Source organism: Aureimonas sp. AU12 (assembly GCF_001463705.1).
GTDB lineage: Bacteria > Pseudomonadota > Alphaproteobacteria > Rhizobiales > Rhizobiaceae > Aureimonas.
Map to the genome: position 1 here is coordinate 69,313 of NZ_BBWH01000040.1, position 24,738 is coordinate 94,050.

General features: G+C 68.8%; 21 protein-coding genes. 17 read left to right on the top strand and 4 right to left on the bottom strand.

What is annotated here, in order from left to right; genetic code table 11:
- Nucleotides 1–222 precede the first annotated feature (222 nt).
- The 10 genes from AUL33_RS15925 to galE all read left to right on the top strand — a co-directional run bounded on the left by AUL33_RS15925 (nt 223) and on the right by galE (nt 12,233).
- The gene (locus AUL33_RS15925) at nt 223–1,866 is read left to right on the top strand and encodes a glucan biosynthesis protein (RefSeq protein ID WP_244492282.1); all 1,644 of its coding nucleotides are present in this window, start codon (nt 223–225) and stop codon (nt 1,864–1,866) included.
- Between the two features lie 38 nt (nt 1,867–1,904).
- Nucleotides 1,905–2,219: a hypothetical protein gene (locus AUL33_RS15930; RefSeq protein WP_156419443.1), complete on the top strand. Its 315-nt coding sequence runs from the start codon at nt 1,905–1,907 to the stop codon at nt 2,217–2,219.
- A 31-nt stretch (nt 2,220–2,250) separates the two neighbouring features.
- Entirely contained in the window at nt 2,251–4,110 is a 1,860-nt protein-coding gene (gene mdoH, locus AUL33_RS15935) for a glucans biosynthesis glucosyltransferase MdoH (RefSeq protein WP_082652654.1), read from the top strand.
- Between the two features lie 173 nt (nt 4,111–4,283).
- Nucleotides 4,284–5,660 carry an OFA family MFS transporter gene (locus AUL33_RS15940; RefSeq protein WP_374754444.1) on the top strand — a complete coding sequence of 459 codons (1,377 nt, stop codon included), beginning with the start codon at nt 4,284–4,286 and terminating at the stop codon, nt 5,658–5,660.
- A 26-nt stretch (nt 5,661–5,686) separates the two neighbouring features.
- Entirely contained in the window at nt 5,687–5,809 is a 123-nt protein-coding gene (locus AUL33_RS22950; RefSeq protein WP_192843201.1) for an oxalate:formate antiporter, read from the top strand.
- Between the two features lie 162 nt (nt 5,810–5,971).
- On the top strand, nt 5,972–6,208 hold the full coding sequence (locus AUL33_RS15945) for a hypothetical protein (protein ID WP_062210284.1): 237 nt from the start codon (nt 5,972–5,974) through the stop codon (nt 6,206–6,208).
- A 102-nt stretch (nt 6,209–6,310) separates the two neighbouring features.
- Nucleotides 6,311–7,726, top strand: coding sequence for a phosphomannomutase (locus tag AUL33_RS15950; RefSeq protein WP_062210287.1), 1,416 nt, complete (start codon nt 6,311–6,313; stop codon nt 7,724–7,726).
- Nucleotides 7,727–7,966: 240 nt separating this feature from the next.
- Complete coding sequence (locus AUL33_RS15955; protein ID WP_192843202.1) at nt 7,967–9,709, top strand: type I secretion system permease/ATPase; 1,743 nt, start codon at nt 7,967–7,969, stop codon at nt 9,707–9,709.
- Nucleotides 9,706–11,088 (top strand): HlyD family type I secretion periplasmic adaptor subunit, encoded by a 1,383-nt coding sequence (locus tag AUL33_RS15960; protein WP_062210293.1) that lies wholly within the window; start codon nt 9,706–9,708, stop codon nt 11,086–11,088. The genes AUL33_RS15955 and AUL33_RS15960 overlap by 4 nt, the downstream gene beginning before the upstream one ends.
- Nucleotides 11,089–11,243: 155 nt before the next feature.
- Nucleotides 11,244–12,233, top strand: coding sequence for a UDP-glucose 4-epimerase GalE (gene galE / locus AUL33_RS15965; RefSeq protein ID WP_062210558.1), 990 nt, complete (start codon nt 11,244–11,246; stop codon nt 12,231–12,233).
- 10 nt (nt 12,234–12,243) lie between these two features.
- Here the strand turns inward: galE and AUL33_RS15970 are convergent, their stop codons facing one another.
- The 3 genes from AUL33_RS15970 to AUL33_RS15980 form a co-directional block, all read right to left on the bottom strand.
- On the bottom strand, nt 12,244–13,476 hold the full coding sequence (locus AUL33_RS15970; RefSeq protein WP_062210296.1) for an adenylate/guanylate cyclase domain-containing protein: 1,233 nt from the start codon (nt 13,474–13,476) through the stop codon (nt 12,244–12,246).
- A 97-nt stretch (nt 13,477–13,573) separates the two neighbouring features.
- On the bottom strand, nt 13,574–14,752 hold the full coding sequence (locus tag AUL33_RS15975) for an EAL domain-containing protein (RefSeq protein ID WP_192843203.1): 1,179 nt from the start codon (nt 14,750–14,752) through the stop codon (nt 13,574–13,576).
- Nucleotides 14,753–15,269: 517 nt separating this feature from the next.
- Nucleotides 15,270–16,313, bottom strand: coding sequence for a hypothetical protein (locus AUL33_RS15980; RefSeq protein ID WP_062210302.1), 1,044 nt, complete (start codon nt 16,311–16,313; stop codon nt 15,270–15,272).
- A gap of 351 nt (nt 16,314–16,664) precedes the next feature.
- Between AUL33_RS15980 and AUL33_RS15985 the strand changes: the two genes are divergently transcribed.
- From AUL33_RS15985 to AUL33_RS16015, 7 genes are all read left to right on the top strand, one after another.
- On the top strand, nt 16,665–17,930 hold the full coding sequence (locus AUL33_RS15985; RefSeq protein WP_192843204.1) for an ADP-dependent glucokinase/phosphofructokinase: 1,266 nt from the start codon (nt 16,665–16,667) through the stop codon (nt 17,928–17,930).
- A 92-nt stretch (nt 17,931–18,022) separates the two neighbouring features.
- Nucleotides 18,023–19,327, top strand: coding sequence for a sugar ABC transporter substrate-binding protein (locus tag AUL33_RS15990; RefSeq protein WP_244492283.1), 1,305 nt, complete (start codon nt 18,023–18,025; stop codon nt 19,325–19,327).
- A gap of 118 nt (nt 19,328–19,445) precedes the next feature.
- Nucleotides 19,446–20,342, top strand: a complete 897-nt coding sequence (locus AUL33_RS15995) for a carbohydrate ABC transporter permease (RefSeq protein WP_062210308.1) — start codon at nt 19,446–19,448, stop codon at nt 20,340–20,342.
- A 3-nt stretch (nt 20,343–20,345) separates the two neighbouring features.
- Complete coding sequence (locus AUL33_RS16000; protein WP_062210311.1) at nt 20,346–21,167, top strand: carbohydrate ABC transporter permease; 822 nt, start codon at nt 20,346–20,348, stop codon at nt 21,165–21,167.
- 9 nt (nt 21,168–21,176) lie between these two features.
- A complete protein-coding gene (locus tag AUL33_RS16005; protein WP_062210314.1) occupies nt 21,177–22,304 on the top strand; it encodes an ABC transporter ATP-binding protein in 1,128 nt (375 codons plus the stop codon).
- Complete coding sequence (locus AUL33_RS16010; RefSeq protein WP_062210316.1) at nt 22,304–23,077, top strand: SDR family NAD(P)-dependent oxidoreductase; 774 nt, start codon at nt 22,304–22,306, stop codon at nt 23,075–23,077. Before AUL33_RS16005 ends, AUL33_RS16010 begins: the two co-directional genes overlap by 1 nt.
- Nucleotides 23,078–23,265: 188 nt before the next feature.
- Nucleotides 23,266–24,048: a DeoR/GlpR family DNA-binding transcription regulator gene (locus tag AUL33_RS16015; protein WP_062210319.1), complete on the top strand. Its 783-nt coding sequence runs from the start codon at nt 23,266–23,268 to the stop codon at nt 24,046–24,048.
- Nucleotides 24,049–24,101: 53 nt separating this feature from the next.
- Here AUL33_RS16015 and AUL33_RS16020 read toward each other — a convergent pair whose 3' ends face one another.
- Nucleotides 24,102–24,623, bottom strand: a complete 522-nt coding sequence (locus AUL33_RS16020; protein WP_062210322.1) for a gamma carbonic anhydrase family protein — start codon at nt 24,621–24,623, stop codon at nt 24,102–24,104.
- Nucleotides 24,624–24,738 lie beyond the last annotated feature (115 nt).

The window sequence follows — 24,738 nt, forward strand, 5'->3', positions numbered from 1 at the left end:
CGCACCATCCGTAAATGACGGTGGATCGTCACATTTCTGCTGCCTCCCTGCGGCTTAAGACCTTTGACAGGCGACACGGGAGCGGCGAAGGGTTCCCGGCGCTCCAAGGATGCGGCCGGAGCGATCACGGTGGGTCGAACGGGCATGCTAGGCAGGTCCGGCCATCTCGCATATGCTCACGGTCGCGCGCCGACGAACAGGAAGAAGACTGCCATTTCCGTGATGAGATCATCGCCTCCCTCGCGACGCACCCTGTTGAAATACGGCCTGAGCGGGACCCTTGCGCTCCTGTGGTCGCAGGCCCGCGCCCAGGAGCCGGCCGCAGCGCCGGCGCCGGCAGTGCCGGCGCCCGATGCGCCGGCCGCCCCGCCACCGGCCGCACCGCCTCCGACGTCGGTCGATCTCAACGCCTTCAGCTTCGACGCGCTGTCGGCGGCGATGCGCAACCGCGCCGCGGTCGCCTACCAGCCGCCGACCGACACGCTGCCCCAGCCGATCGAGGATCTCGACTACGACGGCTATCGCCGCATCCTCTATCGCCGCGACCAGACGATCTGGGCCAACGAAGCGCTGAACTTCCAGATGCAGGCCTATTTCCCGGGCTTCCTCTACAAGGACACGACGCAGCTCTTCATCGGCAACGGCACGCAGTTCCAGCCGCAGGTCTTCTCGGGCGCGAATTTCGAGTTCCTGGCGCCGCTCGACCCGTCGAACTACCAGTCGCTGCAGCTGCCGGGCGTCGCCGGGTTCCGCCTGAACTTTCCGCTCGACCGGCCCGACCTCTACGACGAGCTCGTCTCGTTCCTCGGCGCCTCGTATTTCCGTGCGCTCGGCATGGACAACCGCTACGGGCTTTCCGCCCGGGGCCTTGCCCTCAACACCGCCACTGCCGCGGCCGAGGAGTTCCCGCGCTTCACCTCGTTCTACATCGTGAAGCCGCAGCCGGGCGAGGAGACGATCCAGATCTTCGCCGAGCTCGACAGCCCGAGTCTGGCCGGCGCCTACTCCTTCACGCTGAAGCCGGGCACGCAGACGATCATCGACGTCGTGGCGCGCCTGTTCTTCCGCAACGAGGTCGAGCGGCTCGGCGTCGCGCCGCTGACGAGCATGTATCATTTCGGCGAGAACGACCATAACGGGCGCGAGGACTTCCGCCCCGAGGTCCACGACAGCGACGGCCTGTTCCTGCTGCGCCCCAACGGCGAGCGGCTCTGGCGCCCCCTGAAGAACCCGGACGAGCTCGCCCTATCCTATTTCGGCGAGACCTCGCCGAAGATGTTCGGCCTTCTCCAGCGCGACCGCGACTTCTCACATTACGAGGACGTCGAGGCCCATTACGAGCTTCGCCCCTCGCTGATGATCGAGCCGATGGGCGACTGGGGCCGTGGCCTTGTGCAGCTCGTCGAGATCCCGACGGAGTCGGAGGTCAACGACAACATCGTCGCCTTCTGGGTGCCCGAGGAGAAGCCGAAGGCCGGCTCGCAGTTCGAGTTCCGCTACCGGATGCACTGGGGCTTCCTCGAGGAGGCGCAGACGCATCAGGCGATCGTCGCCGGCACCTATGCGGGGGTCGGCGGCAATGGCGCCGACACCGCCGACACGGCGCTGCGCCGCTTCGAGATCAACTTCGCCGGAGGTACCGCCGCCAACCTGCCCGCCGATGCGGTGATCACGCCGATCGTCGACGTGCCGGAGACGGCGCGTCTCGTCCACAGCGGCATCGCGCGCCTGCCGGGTGGCGGCTGGCGCCTGTCGATCGAACTCGAGAAGCTCGACGCGACGCCGGTCGAGCTGCGCGCCAAGCTGTCGTTCAACCAGCGCATCGTCAGCGAAACCTGGCTCTACCAGTGGACCGGCCGCCCGTGATGGTCCGCACTCTACCGCCTCAGGGACCGGGCGCCTCCGTGGCGCTCGCCGAACCGGCCGAGCCGGGCCACGCGGTGGACCGGTTCTTCGACACGCGGCCGGTCGGCGCCCTCGTCGGACGCCCGGATCTGTCGGAAGAGGACGTGCTGGCGGCGATCGCCGAACGGCTCGCCTTCGACGGTCGCACCGGGCCGGAGCCGCAGGTGGTGATCGAGGCGGCACGCCTCGGCAAGCGCAAGGCGCTGGCCTTCCTGCGCAAGCTGGTGCTGCCGCCGCCGCGCTCGCGGCTCGAGATGCCGGTGCAGCCGATCCTGCGCGAGCACCTGACGAACGGAACCGGCGGCGCGCATTGATCGCGCTGGCGACCGCGACCCTTTCCAAGCCATCGCCCGCCCCGACCGGCGCGGGCGACATGAGACCCACCGAGCGAGACCGGCCGTGATTGCACTGGGTAGACTGTTCTTCGCCATCGCCGCCGTCATTCTGGCCGTCGTCGCCGGCGTGCTCTTCGCCGTGGTGATCACCGCCAACGGCACGACATGGCTGCATGTCGTGCAGGTGCTTCTCCTCATCGTCTGCTGTCTCTGGCTCGCCTGGGGCTTCAACACCGCGGTGGTCGGCATCTTCTCGCGTCGCGGCGTGCGCTGGACCGCCGAGCCCGCCGCGCGCCGCTCGACCAGCCGCACCGCGATCCTGATGCCCGTCTACAACGAGGACGCTGAGGCCGTGCTGGCCCGTGTCGCGGCGATGATCGAGGGGCTGCAGTCGATCCGCCGCCTGTCGAATTTCGACGTCCATGTCCTGTCGGATTCCACCAAACCCGAATGCGTCGTCGCCGAGCGGCGCGCCACCTTCCTCGTCGCGTCAGCGCTCGAATGCGGTGGCCAGATCTTCTATCGCAACCGTACGAAGAACACCGGCCGCAAGGCCGGCAACATCGCCGACTTCGTCACCAACAGCGGCGGCGCCTACGAGTACATGCTGATCCTCGACGCCGACTCGCTGATGCGGCCCGAGACGATGCTCGAAATGGTCGCGCGCATGGATGCCGATCCCGAACTCGCCCTCCTCCAGACCCAGCCGCTCATCATCGGCCGCCGCACCCTGTTCGGCCGCGCGCTGCAGTTCTCGGCGGCGCTCTACTCGCCGATCTTCTCGCGCGGCATCGCCTCTCTGCAGGGCCGCGAAGGCCCCTTCTGGGGCCACAACGCCATCATCCGCACCAAGGCGTTCGCCGATCATTGCGGCCTGCCGAACCTGTCGGGCAAGGCGCCCTTCGGCGGCCACATCCTCTCGCACGACTTCGTCGAGGCCGCGCTCCTCGCCCGCTCCGGCTTCCGGGTGCGCGTCGATCCCGACCTGCAGGGTTCCTTCGAGGAGGCCCCGACCAACCTCATCGAATACGCCAAGCGCGACCGGCGCTGGTGCCAGGGCAATCTGCAGCACGGACGGCTGATCCCCGCGCCCCGCATCCAGCTCTGGAGCCGGATCTCGATGATCTCCGGCATCATGGCCTATGCGGCCTCGCCGATCTGGCTGATGTTCCTCATCGTCTCGCTGCTCGATCCGATCATGGGACCGCAGCCGAACTACTTCCCGGCCGATTCGCTGTTTCCGGTGTTTCCGCAGCCCGAAACCGGCAAGGCGCTGCTGCTGCTGCTCGGCATCTTCCTTTTGCTCCTCCTGCCCAAGACCCTCATCGCCTTCTCCACCGCCTTCTCGCGGCGCGGGCAGACCTTCGGCGGTGTGGTGACGGTGCTGATGGGCGCGACGCTGGAACTGGCGATGACCAGCGCGCTGGCGCCGATCATGATGATGTTCCAGTCGAAGGCGGTGGCCGAGATCCTGCTCGGCCTCGACAGCGGCTGGCCCTCGACCGACCGCGACGACGAGGGCCTGCCGCTCGGGCCGGCCTTCCAGAGCTCGTGGTGGATGGTGATCGCCGGTGCGGCGCTCCTGTTCACCACCTTCTTCTACGCCTTCGAACTGTTCTTCTGGGTCTGCCCGATCGCCATCCCGCTGCTCGTGGCGCCTCTCTTCATCTCGCTGACCGGCGACCCGAAGCTCGGCGACCGCGTGCGCGCCAGCCGCCTGCTCTCGACGCCGTTCGAGATCGATCCCGAGCCGGTGATCCGCGCTTCCGAGGCCTGGCGCCGCCGGCTTGGGGCCGAGGTCGCCGCGCGCGAGACGCCGGCCCGCGAGGCCCCATCCGCGCCGTCGCGCGTGGCCGTTCCCGCCAGCTGAGATCGAACTCCTCTCGCACCGCAGCACGAACTGCGGTGCGAGACCGTCACGCACGCGATCTTTTCCGCCGAGAAGCGATCACGTCGATGTGCAGGACCCGGTTTCGCCATTGAGACCTCCCGCCCGAGATGAAACCGTCCCGGCCAAACGGGAGGACCTACATCTTGGCATCGATCACACAGGACGGAACACGCGCCGGCTGGCTGTCGCGCGAGAGAACCGTCGCGGAGCCCGGCTTCAATCGCTGGATGGTTCCCCCGGCCGCGCTCTGCGTCCATCTCTGCATCGGGCAGGCCTACGCCTTCAGCGTCTTCAACCTGCCGATGACGAAGCTTCTCGGGATCACCGAGCCGGCACCGGGCGACTGGGCGCTGACCGACATCGGCTGGATCTTCTCGATCGCCATCGTCTTTCTCGGGCTCTCGGCGGCCTTCGGCGGCGCCTGGGTCGAGCGGGTCGGCCCGCGCCGCACGATGGCGACGGCCGCGGCCTTCTTCGGAGGCGGATTCCTCGTCGCCGCGATCGGCATTTCCACGCACCAGCTCTGGCTCGTCTTCCTCGGCTACGGGGTGCTCGGCGGAACCGGCCTCGGGCTCGGCTACATCTCGCCGGTGAAGACGCTGATGACGTGGTTTCCCGATCGGCCGGGCATGGCGACGGGGATGGCGATCATGGGTTTCGGCGGCGGCGCCTTCATCGCCTCGCCGCTGTCGGTCTGGCTGATGGGCCGGTTTGCCTCGCCCAGCAGCGTCGGCGTCTTCGAGACCTTCGTGACGCTCGGCATCGTCTACTTCCTGTTCATGATGGTCGGCGCCACCATCGTGCGCGTGCCGCGTCCCGGCTGGGCGCCGGCAGGCTACGTGCCGAAGACGACCTCGTCGGGCCTCGTCACCGCCGCCAACGTCCACGTCGACGAGGCGATGAAGACGCGCCAGTTCTGGCTCCTCTGGGGCATTCTCTGCCTCAACGTGACCGCCGGCATCGGCGTGCTCGGCCAGGCCTCGGCGATGATCCAGGAGATGTTTCCGGGCGTCATCACGGCGGCGGCCGCGGCCGGCTTCGTCGGCCTCCTGTCGCTCTTCAACATGGGCGGACGCTTCGTCTGGGCCTCGACCTCCGACTATATCGGCCGGCGCGCCACCTACATGATCTTCTTCGCCCTCGGCGTCGTGCTCTATGCGCTCGTGCCGTCGTCGGGCCGGATGGGCTCGGTGGCCCTCTTCGTCGCCTTCTACGCCGTGATCATGTCGATGTATGGCGGCGGCTTCGCGACGATCCCGGCCTATCTCAAGGACATCTTCGGGGTCCGCTATGTCGGCGCCATCCACGGACGTCTTCTCACCGCCTGGTCGGTGGCCGGCGTCGCCGGGCCGGTGCTCGTCAACTACATCCGCCAGTACCAGATCGACCAGGGCGTCGCGAAGGCCGACGCCTACACGGTCACCATGTACATCATGGCCGGCCTCCTCGCGGTCGGCCTTGTGCTCAACCTGATGATGACGCCGGTGGATGCCAGGCACCACCTGCCCGCCGAACCGGTGCGCGCCTGATGCCCGCCGCGAACCGGAGAGAGACCATGGCGCCCGAGACGAACACCACCAGCCCCCTGAAGATCGCCCTCGCCTGGGGCTTCGTCGGCATCCCGCTGCTTTGGGGCGTCGTGATGACGCTGCGCAACGCCCTGCAGCTCTTCCAGTAGAGGCTCCGGGCGGCGGGCCGCGTCACGCTCGCCGCCCGGCCCTTCACGATTGCGCGCATTGGCTCGCCCGATGGTGCAGGCGGGCGGGCGCAGGCTATAAGGGGCGATCGCACCGGCCGCTGGCGTCCAGGGGTCCTTGCTGCTTTGCCGAAGGTCGCCGCCATGAAGGATCGAAACCATCCGTTCTTCCGTCCGCTCTGGCGGCGGATCGCCATCGTCGTGGTGTGCCTCGTATGGGCGGGCGTCGAATGGTTCGGCGGCGATCCGACCTGGAGCTTCCTCACGCTCGGCATCGCCGCCTACAGCGCCTGGACCTTTCTCCTGCGCTACGATCCCGCGCCTGAGCCCGCAAACGAGGCCGTCTCGCCGGTGCCGCCTTCGGAGCGACCCGCGCCTTAACTCTGCCGAACGCTTGATGCCGCCGGGCCCTTCCGCGCGCTGGCGGCGCGCGCTATCGCTCTCGCCACGCGGCCGATCGGGCCTGCAGGGGGATCGGTGGCCATGACGAGCCTGAAGTTCGGGACGAGTGGCCTTCGCGGTCTGGTCGGGGATCTCGAGGGAGCGCCCAGCCGAAGCTACACGGTGGCCTTCCTCGCGGTGATGCGCGAACGCGGCGCGCCGGCCCGGCTTCTCGTCGGCCGCGATCTTCGCGCCAGCAGTCCGGCCATCGCCGCGCAAGTGCTGGCCGCCGCGCGCGAGGCGGGTTTCGAGTCCACCGACTGCGGCGCCCTGCCGACCCCGGCTTTGGCGCTTGAGTCGCTGCGCGAAGGCGTCGCGGCGGTGATGGTCACCGGCAGCCACATTCCCGAAGACCGCAACGGCCTTAAATTCTATGCCCCCGGCGGTGAGATCACCAAGGCGGACGAGGCCGCGATCCTCGCGGCGCTGGACCTAGTCGCGGATGCGCCGATCGCGGCCGACGTCCCGCCGCTCGATCCCGCCAACGCCAATGGCGCGGCCCTTGCCCGCTACCGCGAGCGTTACGTCTCGGCCTTCGGCGACGAGGCGCTGGCGGGCCTGCGGATCGGCATCTACGAACACAGCACCGTGGCGCGCGATCTCCTCGCCGAGGTCGTCGAGGCGCTCGGCGGCACCGCCCTGCCCTTCGCCCGGTCCCGCTCTTTCGTGCCCGTCGACACCGAAGCCTATCGCGACGAGGACCGCGCGCTGCTGCGCAAGCAGGCGTCGGACGGATTCGACGCCGTCTTCTCGGCCGATGGCGACGCCGACCGTCCGCTGCTGGCCGACGAGCGCGGCGAGATCGTGCGCGGCGATGTAATCGGCCTTCTTGCCAGCGCGTTTCTCGGCGTCGACACGCTGGTGACGCCGGTCACCTCCTCCTCGGCGATCGAGACGAGCGGGCTCGTCGGCGAGGTCCGCCGCACCCGCGTCGGCTCGCCCTTCGTGATCGCCGGCATCGAGGCCGCGATCGAGAGCGGTGCGCTGGGCGTTGCGGGGTTCGAGGCCAATGGCGGCTTCATCCAGGGCACCGACGCCATCATCGACGGGCGCACGCTGCCGGCGCTGGCGACGCGCGACGCGCTGCTGCCGCTGCTCTGCGTCGCGGCGGCCGCGCGGCGGGCGGGGATCAGCATTTCCGCGCTCGTCGCCGGGCTCGGCATCCGCGCCTCCGCCTCGCATCGCCTGCAGAACGTGCCGGCGGAGCGCTCGGCCGCGTTCCTGGCGAGTCTGGCCGGCGACGAGGCTTTCCGTCGCACCTTCCTCCTGCCGCTCGGCGCCCCTATGGCAGTGGACGCGCTCGACGGTGTGCGGGTGACGCTGGCGGGCGGCGACGTCGTGCATTTCCGGGCCTCCGGCAACGCGCCGGAGTTGCGCTGCTATGCCGAGGCGCCCGGCGAAATCGAGGCGGCGGAGCTGGTCCGGCGGGGGCTTTCCCTAGCGGAAGCGCATCTCTGACTGGCAATTCTGCTTGCGGTTGTCCATCATCGGACGTCCGGCTGCAAATTTAGAGTGTCGCCGCGCTTTTTAGGCACGGAGAAACCATGATTGGCTTCGATAGGGTGCCCTTAAGGGTGCGCTGACGCTCTGCATTCTAAGAACAGATACGATGTCGGGTGTCTCGCCTGGCGAAGACGGGTGGCTGGAATGAATGCGATAGAGCGGGTTCGGAACGTCGTCTGGAGCGGGGTCCTCAGCTTGATGGTCTTCACCTTCGTGGTGAACCTGCTGCTCCTCGTCCAGCCCGTCTACATGCTGCAGGTGTACGACCGCGTGCTCTCCTCGGGCTCGCTCGACACGCTGCTCTACGTCTCGCTGCTCGCCGGCGCGGCTCTGCTCCTCCTCGGTATTCTCGACGCGGTGCGCAACATCATCGCCGGGCGCATCGCCTCGCGCATGGAGGTGGAGGCCGGCAACGACACGCTGATCGCCGCCATGCTCGGCCAGCGCGCCTCGATCGGCGACGTGCAGCCGCTGCGCGACCTGCAGACGGTGCGCGGCTTCGTCGGCAACCGCGCCATCTTCGCCTATCTCGACCTGCCCTTCGCGCCGCTCTTCATCGCCATCCTCTGGTTCATCCACCCGGTGCTCTTCGCCCTGACGCTGGTCGGCGCCATCGTCCTCACCATCCTCGCCCTGCTCAACCAGTGGGCCAGCAACCGCGTGGCGCAGGAGGCGAGCGAGCATACGGTGACCGCGATGCTGTCGGCCCAGTCCTTCGTGCGCAATGCCGAGAGCATCCGCGCCATGGGCATGATGGAGAATGCGATCGACGCCTGGGGCGCGTCGGAAGCGCGCTCGCTGGCGGCGCAGGACCGCATGAACCGCATCAATTCCTGGTTCTCCGGCATCTCGAAGACGCTGCGCATGGGCCTCCAGATCGCCATTCTCGGCGTCGGCGGCTATCTCGTGCTCCAGCGCGAGATGACCGGCGGCATGATCTTCGCCTCCTCGCTCATCTCCGGTCGCGGCCTGCAGCCGATCGACCAGGTGATCGGCGGCTGGAAGGGCTTCGTCGAGACGCGCAAGTCCTGGGAGCGCTTGCAGCGCGCCCTCGCCTTCGTCGCCGACCGCCCGAAGGCGACCGAGCTGCCCGATCCCGTCGGGACCCTGTCCTTCCACCAGCTCGTGGTCATGCCGCCGCACAATCCCAACGGCGATCCGCTGATCAAGAAGATCTCGGCCTATGTAAAGGCCGGCACCTGCATGGCGCTCATCGGACCCTCGGGCGCGGGCAAGTCGACGCTGGTGCGCACCGTGGTCGGCGCCGTACCGATCCGCGCCGGCTCGATCCGCGTCGACGGCGCCGATATCCGCAACTGGGATCCCGAGCAGTTGGGACGGCGCATCGGCTACCTGTCGCAGGACGTCGAGCTCCTCCCCGGCACGGTGGCGCAGAACATCGCCCGCTTCGATCCGCAGGCGAGCGACGCCGAGATCGTCGAGGCCGCCCGCAAGGCGCAGGTCCACGAACTGATCCAGCGCCTGCCCAAGGGCTACGACACGCAGCTCGGCCCCGCCGGCCACCAGCTCTCGGGCGGCCAGCGCCAGCGCGTGGGTCTCGCCCGTGCCTTTTACGGCTCGCCGCGCCTTCTCGTCCTCGACGAGCCCAACGCCCATCTCGACTCTGAAGGCGACATGGCGCTCGAAAGCGCGCTGCTCCTCGCCAAGTCGCAGCAGGTGACGGTGGTGATCGTCACGCAGCGCCGCAACGTCGCCGAGTTCGCGGATTCGATCATGATCCTGCGTGACGGCATGATCGAGGATTTCGGCAGCAAGTCCGAGGTCTACGGCCGCCAGGCCGCTCGCAAGAAGGCCGAGGACGATGCCCGGCAGGCCGCGGCCGCCGCCGCAGCAGCCGCGCGTCCCGCCGACGGCGCCGTCGTGCAGGGCAAGTTCGGCGCCACAGCCCAGATCGAACCGCAGGGGGCCATCGGATGAGCTCGACCACACTGACACCGATCAACGCCTCCACCGCCGTCGGCATGCCGGCGACCGTCGTGCGCAAGGGTCCGCGCCGGCACTGGGCCGACACGGTCCAGACCAGCTCCTCGAAGATCACCCTCATCGGCATGATCGCCAGCCTCGCCTTCGTCGGTGGCTTCGGCATCTGGGCCGGCACGGTTCCGCTCGCCGGCGCGTCGATCTCGCACGGCTACGTCGCCGCCTCGGGCCGCAACCTGCAGATCCAGCATCTCGAAGGCGGCATCATCCGCGCCATCCACGTCAAGGAAGGCGACGCCGTGAAGGCGGGCCAGACGCTGTTCGACTTCGACCCCACCGCCGCGACGGCGCTGCGCAACCGCCTGTCCAACCAGCTCTTCGCGCTCCAGTCCCGCGCAGCCCGCCTCGAGGCCGAACGCGACGGCAACGGCGCGCTGGCCTTCTCGGCCTCGCTTCTGAGCCGTGCCGAGGATCCGGTCTTCGCCAGCATCCTGGAGGAGCAGCGCAAGGAGTTCACCACCAAGCTCGAGGGCCACCGCCGCGAGCTCGCTATCCTCGGCCAGCAGATCGCCTCGCTCAACGAGCAGATCACCGGCACGTCCGACCAGAAGGCCGCCGCCGAGAACCAGATCGCGGTGGTCACCGACGAGCTCGGGCGCCGCAAGTCGCTGCTCGACAAGGGCCTCGCCAACCGGCGCGACTACACCGACTTCCTCCTGTCGCAGTCGCAGCTGACCGGCCAGATCGGCCAGCTCAGCGCCGGCATCCTCTCTTCGCGCACGCAGATCGCCGAAAAGGCCGAACAGGTCGCCCGGCTCGAAAGCCGCCGTGTCGAGGAGGCCGCGGCCGAGCTCAACGACGTTCGCACCAAGATCTCCGACATCGACGAGCAGCTCGCCGCCGCGCAGGAGGTGCTGGCCCGCAGCGAAGTTCGCGCGCCGAGCGACGGCGTGGTGGTCAAGCTGAACTACAACGCGCCGGGATCCGTGGTCTCCTCCGGCCAGTCGCTCGCCGAGATCCTGCCGACGAGCGAAAGCCTCATCGTCGAGACGCGGCTGACGCCGCAGGACATCGATTCCGTCCACATGAACCAGGCGGCCGAGTTGCGCTTCACCGCCCTCAACCGCCTGACGCCAACGGTCGACGCGACCGTGACCTACGTGTCGCCCGACCGGCTGATGGACCAGCGCACCGACCAGCCCTACTACCTCGCCCGGCTTCGCATCACCGATGCCCTGCCCGCCTCGATCGACCGGGCCCAGATCTATCCCGGCATGCCCGTCGAAACCTACATCCGCACGGGTGACCGAACCTTCTTCGAGTATCTGCTGAAGCCCCTCGAGGACTCCTTCTCTCGCGCCTTCCGCGAGAAGTAGGCGGCCTCGCATCCAGCTGGACGACCGCAGGGCGGGCGACGGGACCCTCGTCGTCCGCCTTGCCGCATTGCGGCATCCTGCATAAGACTCGGCCGGAGATCCCCGGGCGAGCGTCGCCCGATCCGCCGGTGAACGGCGGCGAGGAAGGACAGGCGATGACGGTTCTGGTGACGGGCGGCGCAGGCTATATCGGCAGCCACATGGTGTGGGATCTCCTCGACGCGGGCGAGGAGGTCGTCGTCCTCGACCGACTGTCGACCGGCTTCGACTGGGCCGTGGCGCCGGAGGCCAAGCTGGTGGTCGGCGAAATCTCCGACCAGCCGCTCGTCGAGCGCATCATCCAAGAGCACGGCGTCCACGAGATCATCCATTTCGCGGGATCGATCGTGGTGCCGGAATCCGTCGCCGACCCGCTCGGCTACTATCTCAACAACACCGTCGCCTCGCGGGCGCTGATCGAGTCGGCCGTGCGCACCGGCGTGAAGCACTTCATCTTCTCCTCGACCGCCGCCGTCTACGGCTCGCCGCGACAGATGCCGGTGGACGAGACGCAGACCCCCGCGCCGGAATCGCCCTACGGCACTTCGAAGTGGATGACGGAGCTGATGCTGTGCGACACGGCGGCGGCCCATCCGCTGACCTTCGCGGTGCTGCGCTACTTCAATGTCGCGGGCGCCGACCCGAAGGGCCGCACCGGCCAGTCGACGAAGGGCGCGACGCACCTGATCAAGGTCGCCAGCGAGACGGCGCTCGGCAAGCGGCCTTTCCTCGAAGTCTACGGCACCGACTACGACACGGCCGACGGCACCTGCGTGCGCGACTACATCCACGTCTCCGATCTCGCGGCCGCGCATCGCCAAGCCCTGCGCTACCTGCGCGAGGGCGGGGCCTCGCTGATCGCCAATTGCGGCTATGGCCACGGCTATTCGGTGCTCGAAGTGTTGGATACCGTGCGCAAGGTCGTCGGTCACGATTTCGACGTGCGGGTCGCCGGACGGCGGGCGGGCGATGCCTCCGCCATCGTCGCCGACGCCTCGCTCGCCCGCGGCACGCTCGGCTGGGAGCCGGTCCACGACGATCTCGAGCGCATCGTCGAGCATGCTTTCGCCTGGGAAGCCCATCTCGCGCGTCGCAACGCGCGCTGACGGCCGAGCCCTACGGGAGCGCCAGGCCGAAGATCCGGTGCGGCCGTGACACGCCGCGCAGCGGATGCTCCCCGAGCGCCTCGAACCGGCCCTCGCAGGCGCCGACGAAGCGCTCCGAGAGAAGCAGCGACCGGCCGAGCCGGTCGCACAGGGCCTCGATCCGCGCCGCCTCGTTCACCGCCGAGCCGATCACGGTGAAGTCGAGCCGCCGCGCCGCGCCGACATTGCCGTAATAGACCTCGCCGAGATGCAGGACGATGTCGACGGCGATCGCGGGATGGCCGAGATCGCCGCGCCGCCCGTTCAGCGCCGCGGTGCCGGCGAGCGCGCGCTCGGCGGCGCGAAGCGCAGCGGCCGCAGCGGGGCCGTCCGCATCCCCGACCCCTTCCTCCACCGGGAAGATCGCCAGCACGCTGTCGCCCATGAACTTCAGGATTTCGCCGCCCTCCGCCGCGACGGCCTCGCCCAGCACCTCGAAATGCTCGTTCAGCCAGCCGATGATGCTCTCGGCGGGATGGGCTTCGTTCAGGGCGGTGAAGGCGCGAAGGTCCGCGAGGAGGATCGCCGCCCGGATCGGGTGGCCGGTGCCGCGCAGGATCTCGCCTGCCAAAATGCGCTCGGCCGGCCGCGCCCCGACATAGATCCGCAGCGCTTCCGACGCCGAGCGCACGACGGCGATCGCATAGGCTGCAAGGCCCAGCGCCGGCAGCAGCGCGTCGATGCGCGCGAGCTCCTGCGGTGCGAAGCCGCCCGCCGCGTCGCTCGCCACCGAGACCGCCGCGCCACTGATCGCGGTTCCCGCGGGAAAGCCGAGCAGCGTCAGCCGGTAGTCGGTGCACCCTTGCGCCGCGAGATCGGCCAGGAGCGCGAAATTATCCACCCCCTCGCGGTCGGCGAGCACCCAGCGGCTCTCCTTGAGGCCGGTCTCCAGGAGATGAAAAACCGGCGATCGTTCGAAGAGGGCGATCGCACTCTCGCCGTGATCGGTCGTCTCGATCCGCGCCGCCTGTCCGCGTCGCCAGACCACCGATTGCGAGCGGATGGTCGGATCGACGGCGGGCATGGCGAGCGACAGGCGGGCCAACGCGAGGCCCTCGCGCACCAGCGCCTCGCCGATCCCCGCCATGAGGGCCGTCAGCTCGCAGCCCGCCATCGCCTCGCGCAGGATCCAGTCGAGAAGCGCGTCCTGCGGAGGCGCGGGCGCCGACGGATGCGCGGCGGCGCCGGGTGCGGGTGTCGACATCGAGAACCTCCCCGGATGGACGCTATGCCGATCATGGCCGATCGCGCCGGGCGAGGCGAGCCCCCCACCCCCCGCGGGGAAGCCGAAGGGGCGCGGCTCAGCGACTGGCGAGGAAGCGGCGGAACTCGGCGACACTGAGCGGCCGCGCGATGTGATAGCCCTGCGCGGCCTGGACGCCGAGCCGGCGCAGCGTCTCGAGTTCGCCCCCGCGCTCGACGCCTTCCGCCACGACGCGCCCGGCGAAGCCCTCCGCGAACTGCACGATGGCCGCCGCGAGCGAACGGCGCATGAGATCGGTGTCGATGTCATGCGTCAGGCTGATGTCGAGCTTGATGATGTCGGGCTTGGTGAAGAGGATATGGCGCATGCTCGCATAGCCCGAGCCGACATCGTCGATCGCCACCTTGACGCCGCGCGCGCGCAGCGGCGCCAGTGCCCGTTCCAGCTCGCCGTAATCCTCGACGAGTTCGTGCTCGGTGAGTTCGAGAACGATGCGGTCGGCGAAATCGTCGTCGAAGAGATCGTCCAAGGCACCCGAGACCACGGTCTGCGCCGAGCAGTTGAGGCCGAGTTGCAGACGATGATGCTGCCAGATCGGCTTCCAGAGCGCGATCGCATTTTGCAGCGCTGCAAGCTCGAGCTCGACGCCGAGGCCGATCTCCGCGGCTTCGGCGAACCAGAGGTCGGGCGTGCGTTTCGGCTCGGCGGCGAACCGTGCGAGCGCCTCGACGCCCGCGACCCGCCCGTCCGCCAGCAGCACGACCGGCTGGAACAGGATGTCGGGACCGCCGGCGTCGAGCACCGCGCGGATGCGCGCGGTCTTCGACAGAAGCAGGCGCCGCTCGGCATCCTCGGCCTCGACATGGCGGATCATCAGGTCCGCGACCACCCGCAGCGTATCCAGATCGCGGTTCGCCACAGACCCGTCTTGCCGGTGTCCAACGTAACAGAACGTTCCGTAGAGGCTGCCGTCCGACAGGACGAGGGGCACGCTGAGACGCGATCCGACCACCCCCTCCGACATGGAAGGAAGGGCGACAGCCTCGGTGACCCCGGTGGTGTCGCGGCCCGCCTGCGGCAGCGTTCTGTCGGGAACACGCACAGGATCGTCATCGTCGAGAAGGACGCCGTCGCCGGTTTGAACGAGTGCGACAGGCGACCCGGCATCGACAGGCCCGGCAATCCACGGCTCGCCGACGACGTTGGAGACGAAGGCGACGTCCATGCCGAGATGGCGCCGAAGACTGCTGAGGGTCTCGTCGACATCGTGGCGCACGATGCGACCGGTCCCGAACGCATCAGACGAAGGGAAGCGAGCGCGTTCCAAAAAAAACCCGACCTTTGCGTGATCCGGCTGATGAGGCGGTTTCGTCGAGAATGCCACGCAAGCCATGCTAATAACTTCAGGTTATATGCAAGCCCTTTAAAATCGAGAGTGTTTTCAAGCGGCGCGGGAAAATATCCGTTGCAAGGCAACGATGCGGCGTTCGCCGACCATCAGTCCCGTTGGCGACTGTCGCGTACCGGAGCGCATCGGCCGCCCGTCGGGTTCACGTCCGGCAGCAAGTCCGGCCTATCGCTGCGGGCAGCTGAACGCGTGCATCCGGTCGACCCGGCGTGCAGAATCATACGCTCGCGGCCGAGCCGGCTTGCCCGCTTCCGGCTCCGCATGAGCTTTGCCTGTTCCCCGTCATCATCGACCACACGGGATGCAACGCGCCGATCCCAGCCCGAACGCCCGGCGCACGCAACGCGTCGCCGGGCGTTCGGGTCCGATGTCGGGCGAAATGTCGTCAGGCGGCCTTGAGCATCCCCGCCGACTTCAGCGGCGCCTCGGTGATCGCACGGTCCTCGTCAAGCGAGCGGGTCGGCACGAAACCGCCCTTCTGCAGCTCGCCGTGATAGGCGCGCACGCCCTCTTCCGGCGTCACCGCGCCGTCGGCGACCTGGCGCATGAGCGAGACCATCGCCAGCGGATCCTCGGCGAGGTTGATCTTGCGTCCGAACAGCGCGACGCGGGCGCCATAGCGTTCGGCCTGCGCCACCAGTTCGAACGTATCGCGGGTGGTGCCGACGCCGCCGCCGAGCACGCCGACGACGAGCGTCGAGTCGAAGCCGGCCAGTTCCTCCAGCGCCTTCGGGCCGTTGTAGACGATCTTGAGGAATTCCGGCCGGTTGGCCTTCGAGACGCCGGCGAGCGAGCGCAGGATGCAGTCGTTCATGAACTCGCCGAGGGCTTCGGGTGCGAGATCGGTCGGCACGTTCGGATTGAACACCTCGTAGAAATACTTGAAGCCGTTGGCCGCCGCGTCGCGCCGGAAGTCGGCGAAGGCCTCGAGCGAGCGCACGTCGGCGTCGAGATCGTTGTTGAAGGTGACGGAGTAGAGGCCGAGATCGGTGCCGGTGATCGGGGCGCCCGGCTGCGGCGTCTCGGTGCCGTACATGACCTGGGGCAGATAGGCGGTGCGGAAGGGCAGCGACATCGTCTGGACATAGCGATTGTGGCGCACGCCGCCCCAGCAGTCCGTCGTCTCGTTGGCGCGGATGGCGGGCTTGACCGCGCTTCCCTTGAAGGTGCCGCGCTCGTGCAGGAGGTCGAGGTTGGAGGCCGACAGCAGCATGATGTCGACGATGTCCTGTTTCACCACGGCCTCGATGGCCTCGATGAACTCGTCGCGGGTCCGGCGGCGGCCGGGGCGCCCGTCGGCGCCGCGCAGGAAGCCGGTGCCGCTGACGCCCGACCCCATGTCGCTGTCCTTGGCGTCGGCGATGATGAAGTCCGAGCGCGTGTAGCGCCCCGACCGGATGTTGGCGAGTTTCTGGTCCAGCCTCAACACGGCATCTCTCCCTGGCGGTTGCGGGACGGGGCGGCGCGGCGACGGCCGACGGTCCTGCCCTTTCCCATCCGGCGGCGACCCGACGAGGCGCTGCGGCCCGAACCCTATAATTCCAAAATATTCCAAAAGATAGGCACATTATCTCGAACGGGTTGCGGAGATGGCCGACGATGCGAATGCGCGCAATCCGTACCGTTCCGCCTCAAAGCACTTTACTGCATGGGTTTTCCATAAGGCGCGCAGAGTGCGACGCACCACGCCATGTTGCAGGACGATGAACGTTTTTGATTGACGCTTGGATCATCTTGCAAACACATGAGACGCATTGAGGCCTCGTCTCGGAAGACCACCATGTCCTCGCAGCCCCTGCTTCCCGACATGAAACTCCGCTACGAAGCGCTGGCCGGGCGGTTGCCGGATCTCGCCCGGACGGCTCCCGTGACGCTGTGCGGCATGAGCGCCTGCATCGATGCCCGGCTCGACATGAGCTCGATCGGGCCCCTTCTCGAAGCGCAGGAACCTCCCGAAGCCGCGGCGCTGGCGCGGCTGCTTCTCGAGCGCGCCGCGAGCGGCGTCGGCGGCGAGGTCCGGGTCGACTGGCCGGAGGGACCGGCCTGGCTCACCGAGCGACTGGCGCCGCGCACCGCGCTCGGCGGCGTCGGGCCACAGGCCGGCTGGGTGCTCGCGACGCTCGGCGCCGCCGCGCTGGTCAATCTCGAGGACCGCAGCGCTCACATGCTGGCGCATCTGCCGCCGCGCCTGCTCCTGGCGGAAGCCGGCGAGGCCGTGCGCGCCGATGGGGTCATACCCCATGGCGAGCGCCGGCCCGACATCTTCATCTTCGAATACACGGCGGGCGTCCCGGTCGGCCCGGTCGTGCCGGCGCGCTCCTCGCGCATCATCGTGCGCTTCGGCGATCCCGGCCTCGACCGGGACGAGGCGTTCGAGGCGCTGAGCGAGCGCGCGGCGGCCACCGCCGGCGCCGGACTGGTGGCCGGCTTCAACGGCGTCCCGCCGGCCGAGCTCGGCGGCGAGACCGCACGGATCTTCGCCCTGACGCGCCGCTGGCAGGCGGCGGGCCTTCGAACCGTCCATCTGGAGATGAGCGGCTTCGCCGATCCAACTTCGCGCGACACGGTGCTGGCGGCGGCCCGCGGCGCCGTCAGTTCGATCGGCATGAGCCTGTCGGAGTTCGACGATCTCGCCGGTCCCTGGAGCGGATCGGTGGCCTTCGGGCGGGCACTCGCCGCGCTCGGCGAACGGCTCGAATGCGGGCGCGTCTGCGTCCACGCCGATCACTGGGCCGCCAGCGCGACGCTCGGCGATCCCGGCACCGAGCACGAAGCGCTGATGACCGGATGCCTCGTTGCCAGCGCGCGCTCGGCCGCGGGCGTTCCCGTCATGCCGCACGGCGTGCCGGAGGGCGCGCGGTTCCACCCCTCGCCCTTCGAGCCCGGCGAGAGGCTGGGCCGCTGGCACCTCGTCTCCTGCCCCTCTCCCTATCTGGCGCAGCCGGCGACGACGCTCGGCCTCGGCGACAGCTTCACCGGCGGCTGCCTCCTCATCCTCGGTGCCGCGGCGTCGCGCGCGGCGATGCCCGTACGCAGGTCGGCCTGAGACCGGCCAACCGTTCGAACAAGGCGGACGCTCAAGATCCGCGCAACCGCCGTCCGACCGGACGGTGCAAACCGGAGGAAACGATGAGAGTGATGCGAACCCTGATGACCGGGCTCCTGGCGGCCGTGTCGATGCCGGCGCTGGCCGAGACGACGCTGACGATCGCCACCGTCAACAACAACGACATGGTGGTGATGCAGCGCCTCTCCGACACGTTCGAGGAGGCCCATCCCGACATCAAGCTGAACTGGGTGGTCTTGGAGGAGAACACCCTGCGCCAGCGCCTGACCACCGACATCTCGACGAGCGGCGGCCAGTACGACGTGATGACGATCGGCCTCTTCGAGGCGCCGATGTGGGGCGAGCGCGGCTGGCTTTCCGCCTTCGACACCGTGCCGGCGGACTACGACCTTCAGGACGTGTTCCAGTCGGTGCGCGACGGCCTGTCGAGCGGCGGCAAGCTCTTCGCCCTGCCCTTCTATGCCGAAAGCCAGATGACCTTCTACCGCAAGGATCTGATGGAGAAGGCCGGCGTCACCATGCCCGACCAGCCGACCTGGAAGGATATCGGCGAGATCGGCGCCAAGATCCACGACCCGGCGAACGGGGTCTACGGCGTGTGCCTGCGCGGCAAGCCGGGCTGGGGCGAGAATGTCGGCCAGGTCACGCCCGTCGCCAACAGCTACGGCGCGCGCTGGTTCGACATGGACTGGAAGGCTCAGCTCGACAGCCCGCAATGGAAGGAGGCTCTGACGACCTATGTCGACCTCCTGAAGAATTACGGGCCTCCCGGCGCCTCCTCGAACGGCTACAACGAGAACCTCGCGCTCTTCGCCAGCGGCAAATGCGGCATCTGGGTGGACGCCACCGTTTCGGCCGGCTTCCTCGCCGATCCCGAGCAGAGCACGGTGATCGACAAGGTCGGCTACACCCACCCCCCGGTCGGCAAGTTCGAGAAGGGCAACCATTCGCTCTGGTCGTGGGCGCTCGCCGTGCCCGCCTCGTCGAAGTCGCAGGAGGCCGCCAAGGCGTTCATCTACTGGGCGACGTCGAAGGACTATATCGAGCTCGTCGCCAAGGACACCGGCTGGGCCACCGTGCCTCCGGGCACCCGCAAGTCCACCTACGACAATGCCGAGTACACGGCGGCCGCGCCCTTCGCCAAGCTGACGCTCGACATGATCAACACCGCCGACATGACCGACGCCACGCAGGAGAAGGTGCCCTATGCCGGCATCTCCTTCGTCGGCATTCCCGAGTTCCAGTCGATCGGCACCTCGGTCGGCCAGGAATTCGCCGCCGCCATCGCCGGCCAGAAGTCGGTCGACGATGCGCTGAAGGCCTCGCAGGACCTCACCGTGCGCGCCATGAGCCAGGCCGGCTACCCGAAGAAGTAGCGCCGAGCGCGGCGGCCGGCCCTCGGCGGGCCGCCGCGCCCCATCGCCCCTGGCTTTCGTCCCCGGCCCCTGGCCGAGGCTGCCGAGGCCATCACCGCCGTCCCGGAAAACACCCGCCATGCCCCCTCCCCCGCCCGGACCCAAGGACGGCCTCGGCCCCGCCGTCTCGACGCGCCCGCTGCTCGCGCCCGCCGTCGGCCTGCTGCTCGTCTGGTCGATCGTGCCGCTGGTGCTGACCCTGTGGTTCTCGGTGCAGCGCTACAACCTTCTCGACTCGTCCGTCGGCGGCTTCGTCGGCTGGGGCAACTACGCCTTTCTCTTCTCCGACCCCAATCTCGGCAACGCGCTCCTCAACACGGTGCTGCTGGTGGGCGGCGTCCTCGTCGCCTCGGTCGTGTTCGGCCTCGCCTGCGCGGTGGCGCTCGACCAGTCCTTTCCCGGCCAGGGCATCGCCCGGCTTCTCTGCATCGCGCCCTTCTTCGTGATGCCGACGGTGAGCGCGCTGATCTGGAAGAACCTCCTGATGCACCCGGTGAACGGGCTCTTCGCCTATGTCTCGCGCAGCCTCGGCCTGCCGGTGATCGACTGGTTCGCGCAGTGGCCGCTCTTCTCGGTCGGCATCATCGTCGCCTGGCAGTGGATCCCCTTCGCGACGCTCATTCTTCTCACCTCGCTCCAGTCGCTCGACCGCGACCAGATCGAGGCGGCGCGCATGGACGGGGCGCGGGGCCTGCGCCTCTTCGCCTTCATCACGCTGCCGCATCTCGCCCGCTCCATCACCATCGTGGTGATGATCGAGACGATCTTCCTCCTCTCGGTCTTCGCCGAGATCCTCGTGACCACCGCGGGCGGGCCCGGCAACGCCTCCACGACGCTGCCCTTCCTCATCTACAAGACCGCGCTCCTCGACTACGACGTCGGCGGCGCCTCGGCGGGCGGCGTGCTGGCGATCGTCCTGGCCAACATCGTGGCGTTCTTCCTCGTGCGCACCATCGCCCACAATCTGGATCGCTGACCCATGGAAAAACCCCTGCGCCAGCGCCTTCTCGCCGCCTTCGCCGGATGGGGCGTGGCGCTCGTCATGTTCTTTCCGATCTTCTGGATGGCGCTCACCGCCTTCAAGCCCGAGCCGCTGGCGGTGGCGACGCCCCCCGTGCTCTTCTTCGAGCCGACGCTGCGCAACTTCCAGGTCGTGCTCGACCGGGCGAACTACCCGCACTTCTTCCTCAACAGCGTGATCGTCTCGGTCGGCTCGACGCTGCTCGGCCTCGCGGTCGGCCTGCCCGCGGCCTATGCGCTGGCCTTCTTTCCGGGCCAGCGCACGAAGGACATCCTCGTCTGGATGCTGTCGACGAAGATGATGCCGGCGGTCGGCGTCCTCGTGCCGATCTACCTGATGTACAAGGCCGGCGGCCTCATCGACAGCCGGCTCGGGCTGATCCTCCTCTACATGCTGTCGAACCTGCCGATCATCGTCTGGATGCTCTTCACCTTCTTTCGCGACGTGCCGAAGGAGATCCTCGAGGCCGCGCGGCTCGACGGCGCCAAGCCGTTGCGCCAGTTCCTCTATCTCCTCCTGCCGCTGACGGCGCCCGGCATCGCCTCCACCGCGCTGCTCTCGATCATCCTCGCCTGGAACGAGGCCTTCTGGAGCATCAACCTGACGGTGTCGCAGGCGACCCCGCTGACCGCCTTCATCGCCTCCTTCTCCAGTCCGCAGGGACTGTTCTGGTCGAAGCTCTCGGCCGCCTCGCTTCTCGCCATCGGGCCGATCCTCGTCTTCGGCTGGCTCACGCAGCGCCAGCTCGTGCGCGGCCTGACCTTCGGCGCCGTGAAATAGGATCCCGCCATGGCCACCGTCACCCTCGCCGACATCCGCAAGAGCTACGGCGCGCTCGAGGTCGTGAAGGGCGTCGACCTGACGATCGCCGACCGCGAGTTCATCGTGCTCGTCGGCCCCTCGGGCTGCGGCAAGACCACGCTCCTGCGCATGATCGCGGGGCTGGAGACGATCACCTCGGGCGAGCTTTCGATCGACGGGCGGCGCGTCAACGAGGTGGAACCGGACGCGCGGGGCCTTGCCATGGTGTTCCAGTCCTACGCGCTCTATCCTCACATGAGCGTCGCCGACAACATGGGCTTCGCGCTGCGCATGGCCGGGGTCGGCAAGGCCGAACGGGCGCGCAAGGTGGGGGACGCCGCCCGCATCCTCCAGCTCGAACCCTATCTCGAGCGCAAGCCCGGCCAGCTGTCGGGCGGTCAGCGTCAGCGCGTGGCCATCGGGCGCGCCATCGTGCGCTCGCCCAAGGTCTTCCTCTTCGACGAGCCCCTGTCCAATCTTGACGCGGCGCTGCGCATGCAGATGCGCATCGAACTCGCCCGGCTGCACCGCGAGCTCGATGCCACGATGATCTACGTCACCCACGATCAGGTCGAGGCGATGACGCTCGCCGACCGCATCGTCGTGGTCAATGGCGGGCGCATCGAGCAGGTGGGCGCGCCGATGGAGATCTACGCCTCCCCCGCCACCGCCTTCGTCGCCGGCTTCATCGGCGCTCCGAAGATGAACCTTCTCGCCGGGCGGCTGCTGCGCCTCGCCGGCGGCGCCGCGGTGCTTCTCGAAGACGGCACCACGATCCCGCTGCCGCTCGCGCCCCCGCTGGCCGAGGGCGAGGCGGTGACGCTCGGCGTGCGCCCCGAGGCGGTGAGCGTCTCGGCCGCCGGCCCGCTTCCCGGCCGCGTCACGGTGGTCGAGCATCTGGGCGGCGAGACGCTGACCCATGTCGAGATCGCCGGCAACCGGCTCGTCACCGTCAAGACCGCCGAGACCGCGCCGGCCGGCGTCGGCGAGGCCGTGCGCCTCGCCTTCGACCCGGCCCGCCTGCATCTCTTCGGTCCGGACGGGCGCGCCGTTCCCCTCCACAGCCCCGCGGCATCCGGCGCCGCGATCCCCCTTCGCACACGGAAGCACGACTGATGTACAAGGACAAATACGACCTCACCGGCCGCGCCGCCTTCATCACCGGCGGCGGCCGCGGCATCGGGCTCTCGGCCGCCGAGGCCCTGCTCGAATGCGGCGCGACCGTCGTTCTCTCCGACCGCGACCCCGCCGTGCTCGAAGCCGGCCGGGCCGAGCTGGAGGCCAAGGGCTGGCGGGTGGACACCGTGCCGCTCGACGTCACCGATTCCGCCGCCGTGGCCCGCGCGGCGGCCGCGGCCAACGAGCGCCACGGGGCGATCGACATCCTCGTCGCCAATGCCGGCATCGCCTGGCCCGATACGCCCGGCGAAAGCATGTCGGACGAGATCTGGCACAAGGTGGTCGATGTCGATCTCAACGGCTGCTACTGGTCGTGCCGCGAGTTTGGCCGCGCCATGCTGGCGCGCGGGCGCGGCTCGATCGTCACGATCGGCTCGATGTCGGGCCTCATCTCCAACAAGCCCCAGCGCCAGGTCCACTACAACGCCGCCAAGGCCGGGGTGCACCACATGACCCGCTCGCTCGCCGGCGAATGGGCCGATCGCGGCGTGCGCGTCAACGCCATCGCGCCGACCTATGTCGACACCGCCATGTCGCGCGGCGGCTTCACCGACGACGCGTTGTTCCCGGTCTGGATGGACAGCACCCCGATGCGGCGCGTGGCGCGGGCCGACGAGATCGCCTCGGCCATCCTCTTCCTCGCCGTCGACGCCTCCAGCGCCATGACCGGCTCCGTGGTGGTGGTGGATTGCGGCTACACGATCTGGTAGCGCCGCTTCTTCTCCGTTACGCGTGAGGCTTCCCGGCGGGGTGGCAGACCGCTTCCATTCAAGGCGAGGAGCATCCCATCGACGCCAACCCGGACCCCGAGGCCGAGCCCCCTGCCGAGCCGGCGAACGCGGCCACCGGTCCGGTCGCCACGCGACGGATCGAGATCATCCCGGCCAAGCGCCGGGCGATGATCCTCGAATATCTGCGCGTCAGCGGCACCGCCTCGATCCAGGAACTGACCGACGCGATCGGCGGCTCGCAATCGACCATCCGGCGCGACCTCGAGCACCTGACGGAGGGCGGCTATCTCGAACGCACCCATGGCGGCGCGCTGCTCGTGCCCCTCGCGCGCGCCACGTTCGAGCGCGAGCCCTCGCTCAACGCCCATTTCCAGCATGCCCAGAAGGCCGCCATCGGGGGGCTCGCCGCCTCGCGGCTGAAGGGCGGCGAGAGCGTCATCTTCGATTCCAGCTCCACCGTGATCGAGGCGGTGAAGGCGGCGGCGCTGCGCGACCTGACGCTGACGGTGGTGACGAACAACCTCGAGATCGCGCGGATCGGATCGAGCGTCCCGCGCTGGCGGGTCGTGTGCACCGGCGGCACGGTGCGGCCGGGCTCCGACATCATGCTCGGCGAACCCGGCGAATCCTTCTTCGAGACGATCCATGCCGACATCTGCTTCACCGGCACCTATGCCGTGACCGGCACGATCCTGACGGACGCCTCGATGGAGGTCGCCTCGATCAAGCGCGCGATGATCCGCTCGGCGCGGCGCACGATCGTGCTCGCCGACAGCGCCAAGTTCCAGGCGCCGGCCTTCTGCACCTTCGCCACGCTCTCGCAGATCGCGGAGGTGATCACCGACGACGGCATCGACGCGGACGTGGCGGCGAGTCTTCGCGCCGGCGGCACGATCCTGTCGATCGCGGATGTCCCGGCGGCGGGATCGTTGCCGCGCGACAGGGGCTAGAGCATTAGCAGTGAAAGTCCGTGTCGGCTTTCACGCCCGGACAATGCGTCGAACTAGGCCGGCCGCAAACCAGCCGCGAAGCGTCGAGCGTTCGCGACATAGGTGCGGGCCGAGCGCCTGAGGCCCTCGATCGCCTCGGCGTCGAGCGCGCGCACGATCTTGGCGGGCACGCCGACCACGAGGCTGCCGTCCGGGATCGCCTTACCCTCGGTGACGAGTGCCCCGGCGCCGATGAGGCAGTCGCGCCCGATGCGCGCGCCGTTGAGAATGGTGGCGCCCATGCCGATCAGCGTGTTGTCGCCGATGCTGCAGCCGTGGACGATGGCGCGGTGGCCGATCGTGCAGCCCTCGCCGATCGCGACGGGGTGGCCGGGATCGGTGTGGATCATCACCATCTCCTGGATGTTGGTGCGCGCGCCCACCGTGATCGGCTCGTTGTCGCCGCGCAGCACCGCGCCGAACCAGACACCGACCTCGGCGCCGAGCACGACCTGCCCGATCACGTCGGCGCTCGGCGCGATCCAGCCGCCTTCGCCGATCTGCGGCGCCGCGTCGCCCAGCCGATAGATGCCCATGGCGCTTCCCTCTTCTCTCTCGTCTTCGCCCGCATAGACGCATGCCGGTGCGCGTTCCTCAAGGATCGAAGCGGCAGCCGACGCCGGAGAACCGCTCGATTCCATCGCGTCCGAT

Coding starts and splice junctions, on each gene's coding strand:
- AUL33_RS15925 (WP_244492282.1), top strand. CDS start 223: ATGAGATCATCGCCTCCCTCGCGACGCACCCTGTTGAAATACGGCCTG.
- AUL33_RS22950 (WP_192843201.1), top strand. CDS start 5,687: ATGGCGCCCGAGACGAACACCACCAGCCCCCTGAAGATCGCCCTCGCC.
- AUL33_RS15945 (WP_062210284.1), top strand. CDS start 5,972: ATGAAGGATCGAAACCATCCGTTCTTCCGTCCGCTCTGGCGGCGGATC.
- AUL33_RS15950 (WP_062210287.1), top strand. CDS start 6,311: ATGACGAGCCTGAAGTTCGGGACGAGTGGCCTTCGCGGTCTGGTCGGG.
- AUL33_RS15960 (WP_062210293.1), top strand. CDS start 9,706: ATGAGCTCGACCACACTGACACCGATCAACGCCTCCACCGCCGTCGGC.
- galE (WP_062210558.1), top strand. CDS start 11,244: ATGACGGTTCTGGTGACGGGCGGCGCAGGCTATATCGGCAGCCACATG.
- AUL33_RS15970 (WP_062210296.1), bottom strand. CDS start 13,476: ATGTCGACACCCGCACCCGGCGCCGCCGCGCATCCGTCGGCGCCCGCG.
- AUL33_RS15985 (WP_192843204.1), top strand. CDS start 16,665: ATGTCCTCGCAGCCCCTGCTTCCCGACATGAAACTCCGCTACGAAGCG.
- AUL33_RS15990 (WP_244492283.1), top strand. CDS start 18,023: ATGCGAACCCTGATGACCGGGCTCCTGGCGGCCGTGTCGATGCCGGCG.
- AUL33_RS15995 (WP_062210308.1), top strand. CDS start 19,446: ATGCCCCCTCCCCCGCCCGGACCCAAGGACGGCCTCGGCCCCGCCGTC.
- AUL33_RS16000 (WP_062210311.1), top strand. CDS start 20,346: ATGGAAAAACCCCTGCGCCAGCGCCTTCTCGCCGCCTTCGCCGGATGG.
- AUL33_RS16005 (WP_062210314.1), top strand. CDS start 21,177: ATGGCCACCGTCACCCTCGCCGACATCCGCAAGAGCTACGGCGCGCTC.
- AUL33_RS16010 (WP_062210316.1), top strand. CDS start 22,304: ATGTACAAGGACAAATACGACCTCACCGGCCGCGCCGCCTTCATCACC.
- AUL33_RS16015 (WP_062210319.1), top strand. CDS start 23,266: ATGATCCTCGAATATCTGCGCGTCAGCGGCACCGCCTCGATCCAGGAA.
- AUL33_RS16020 (WP_062210322.1), bottom strand. CDS start 24,623: ATGGGCATCTATCGGCTGGGCGACGCGGCGCCGCAGATCGGCGAAGGC.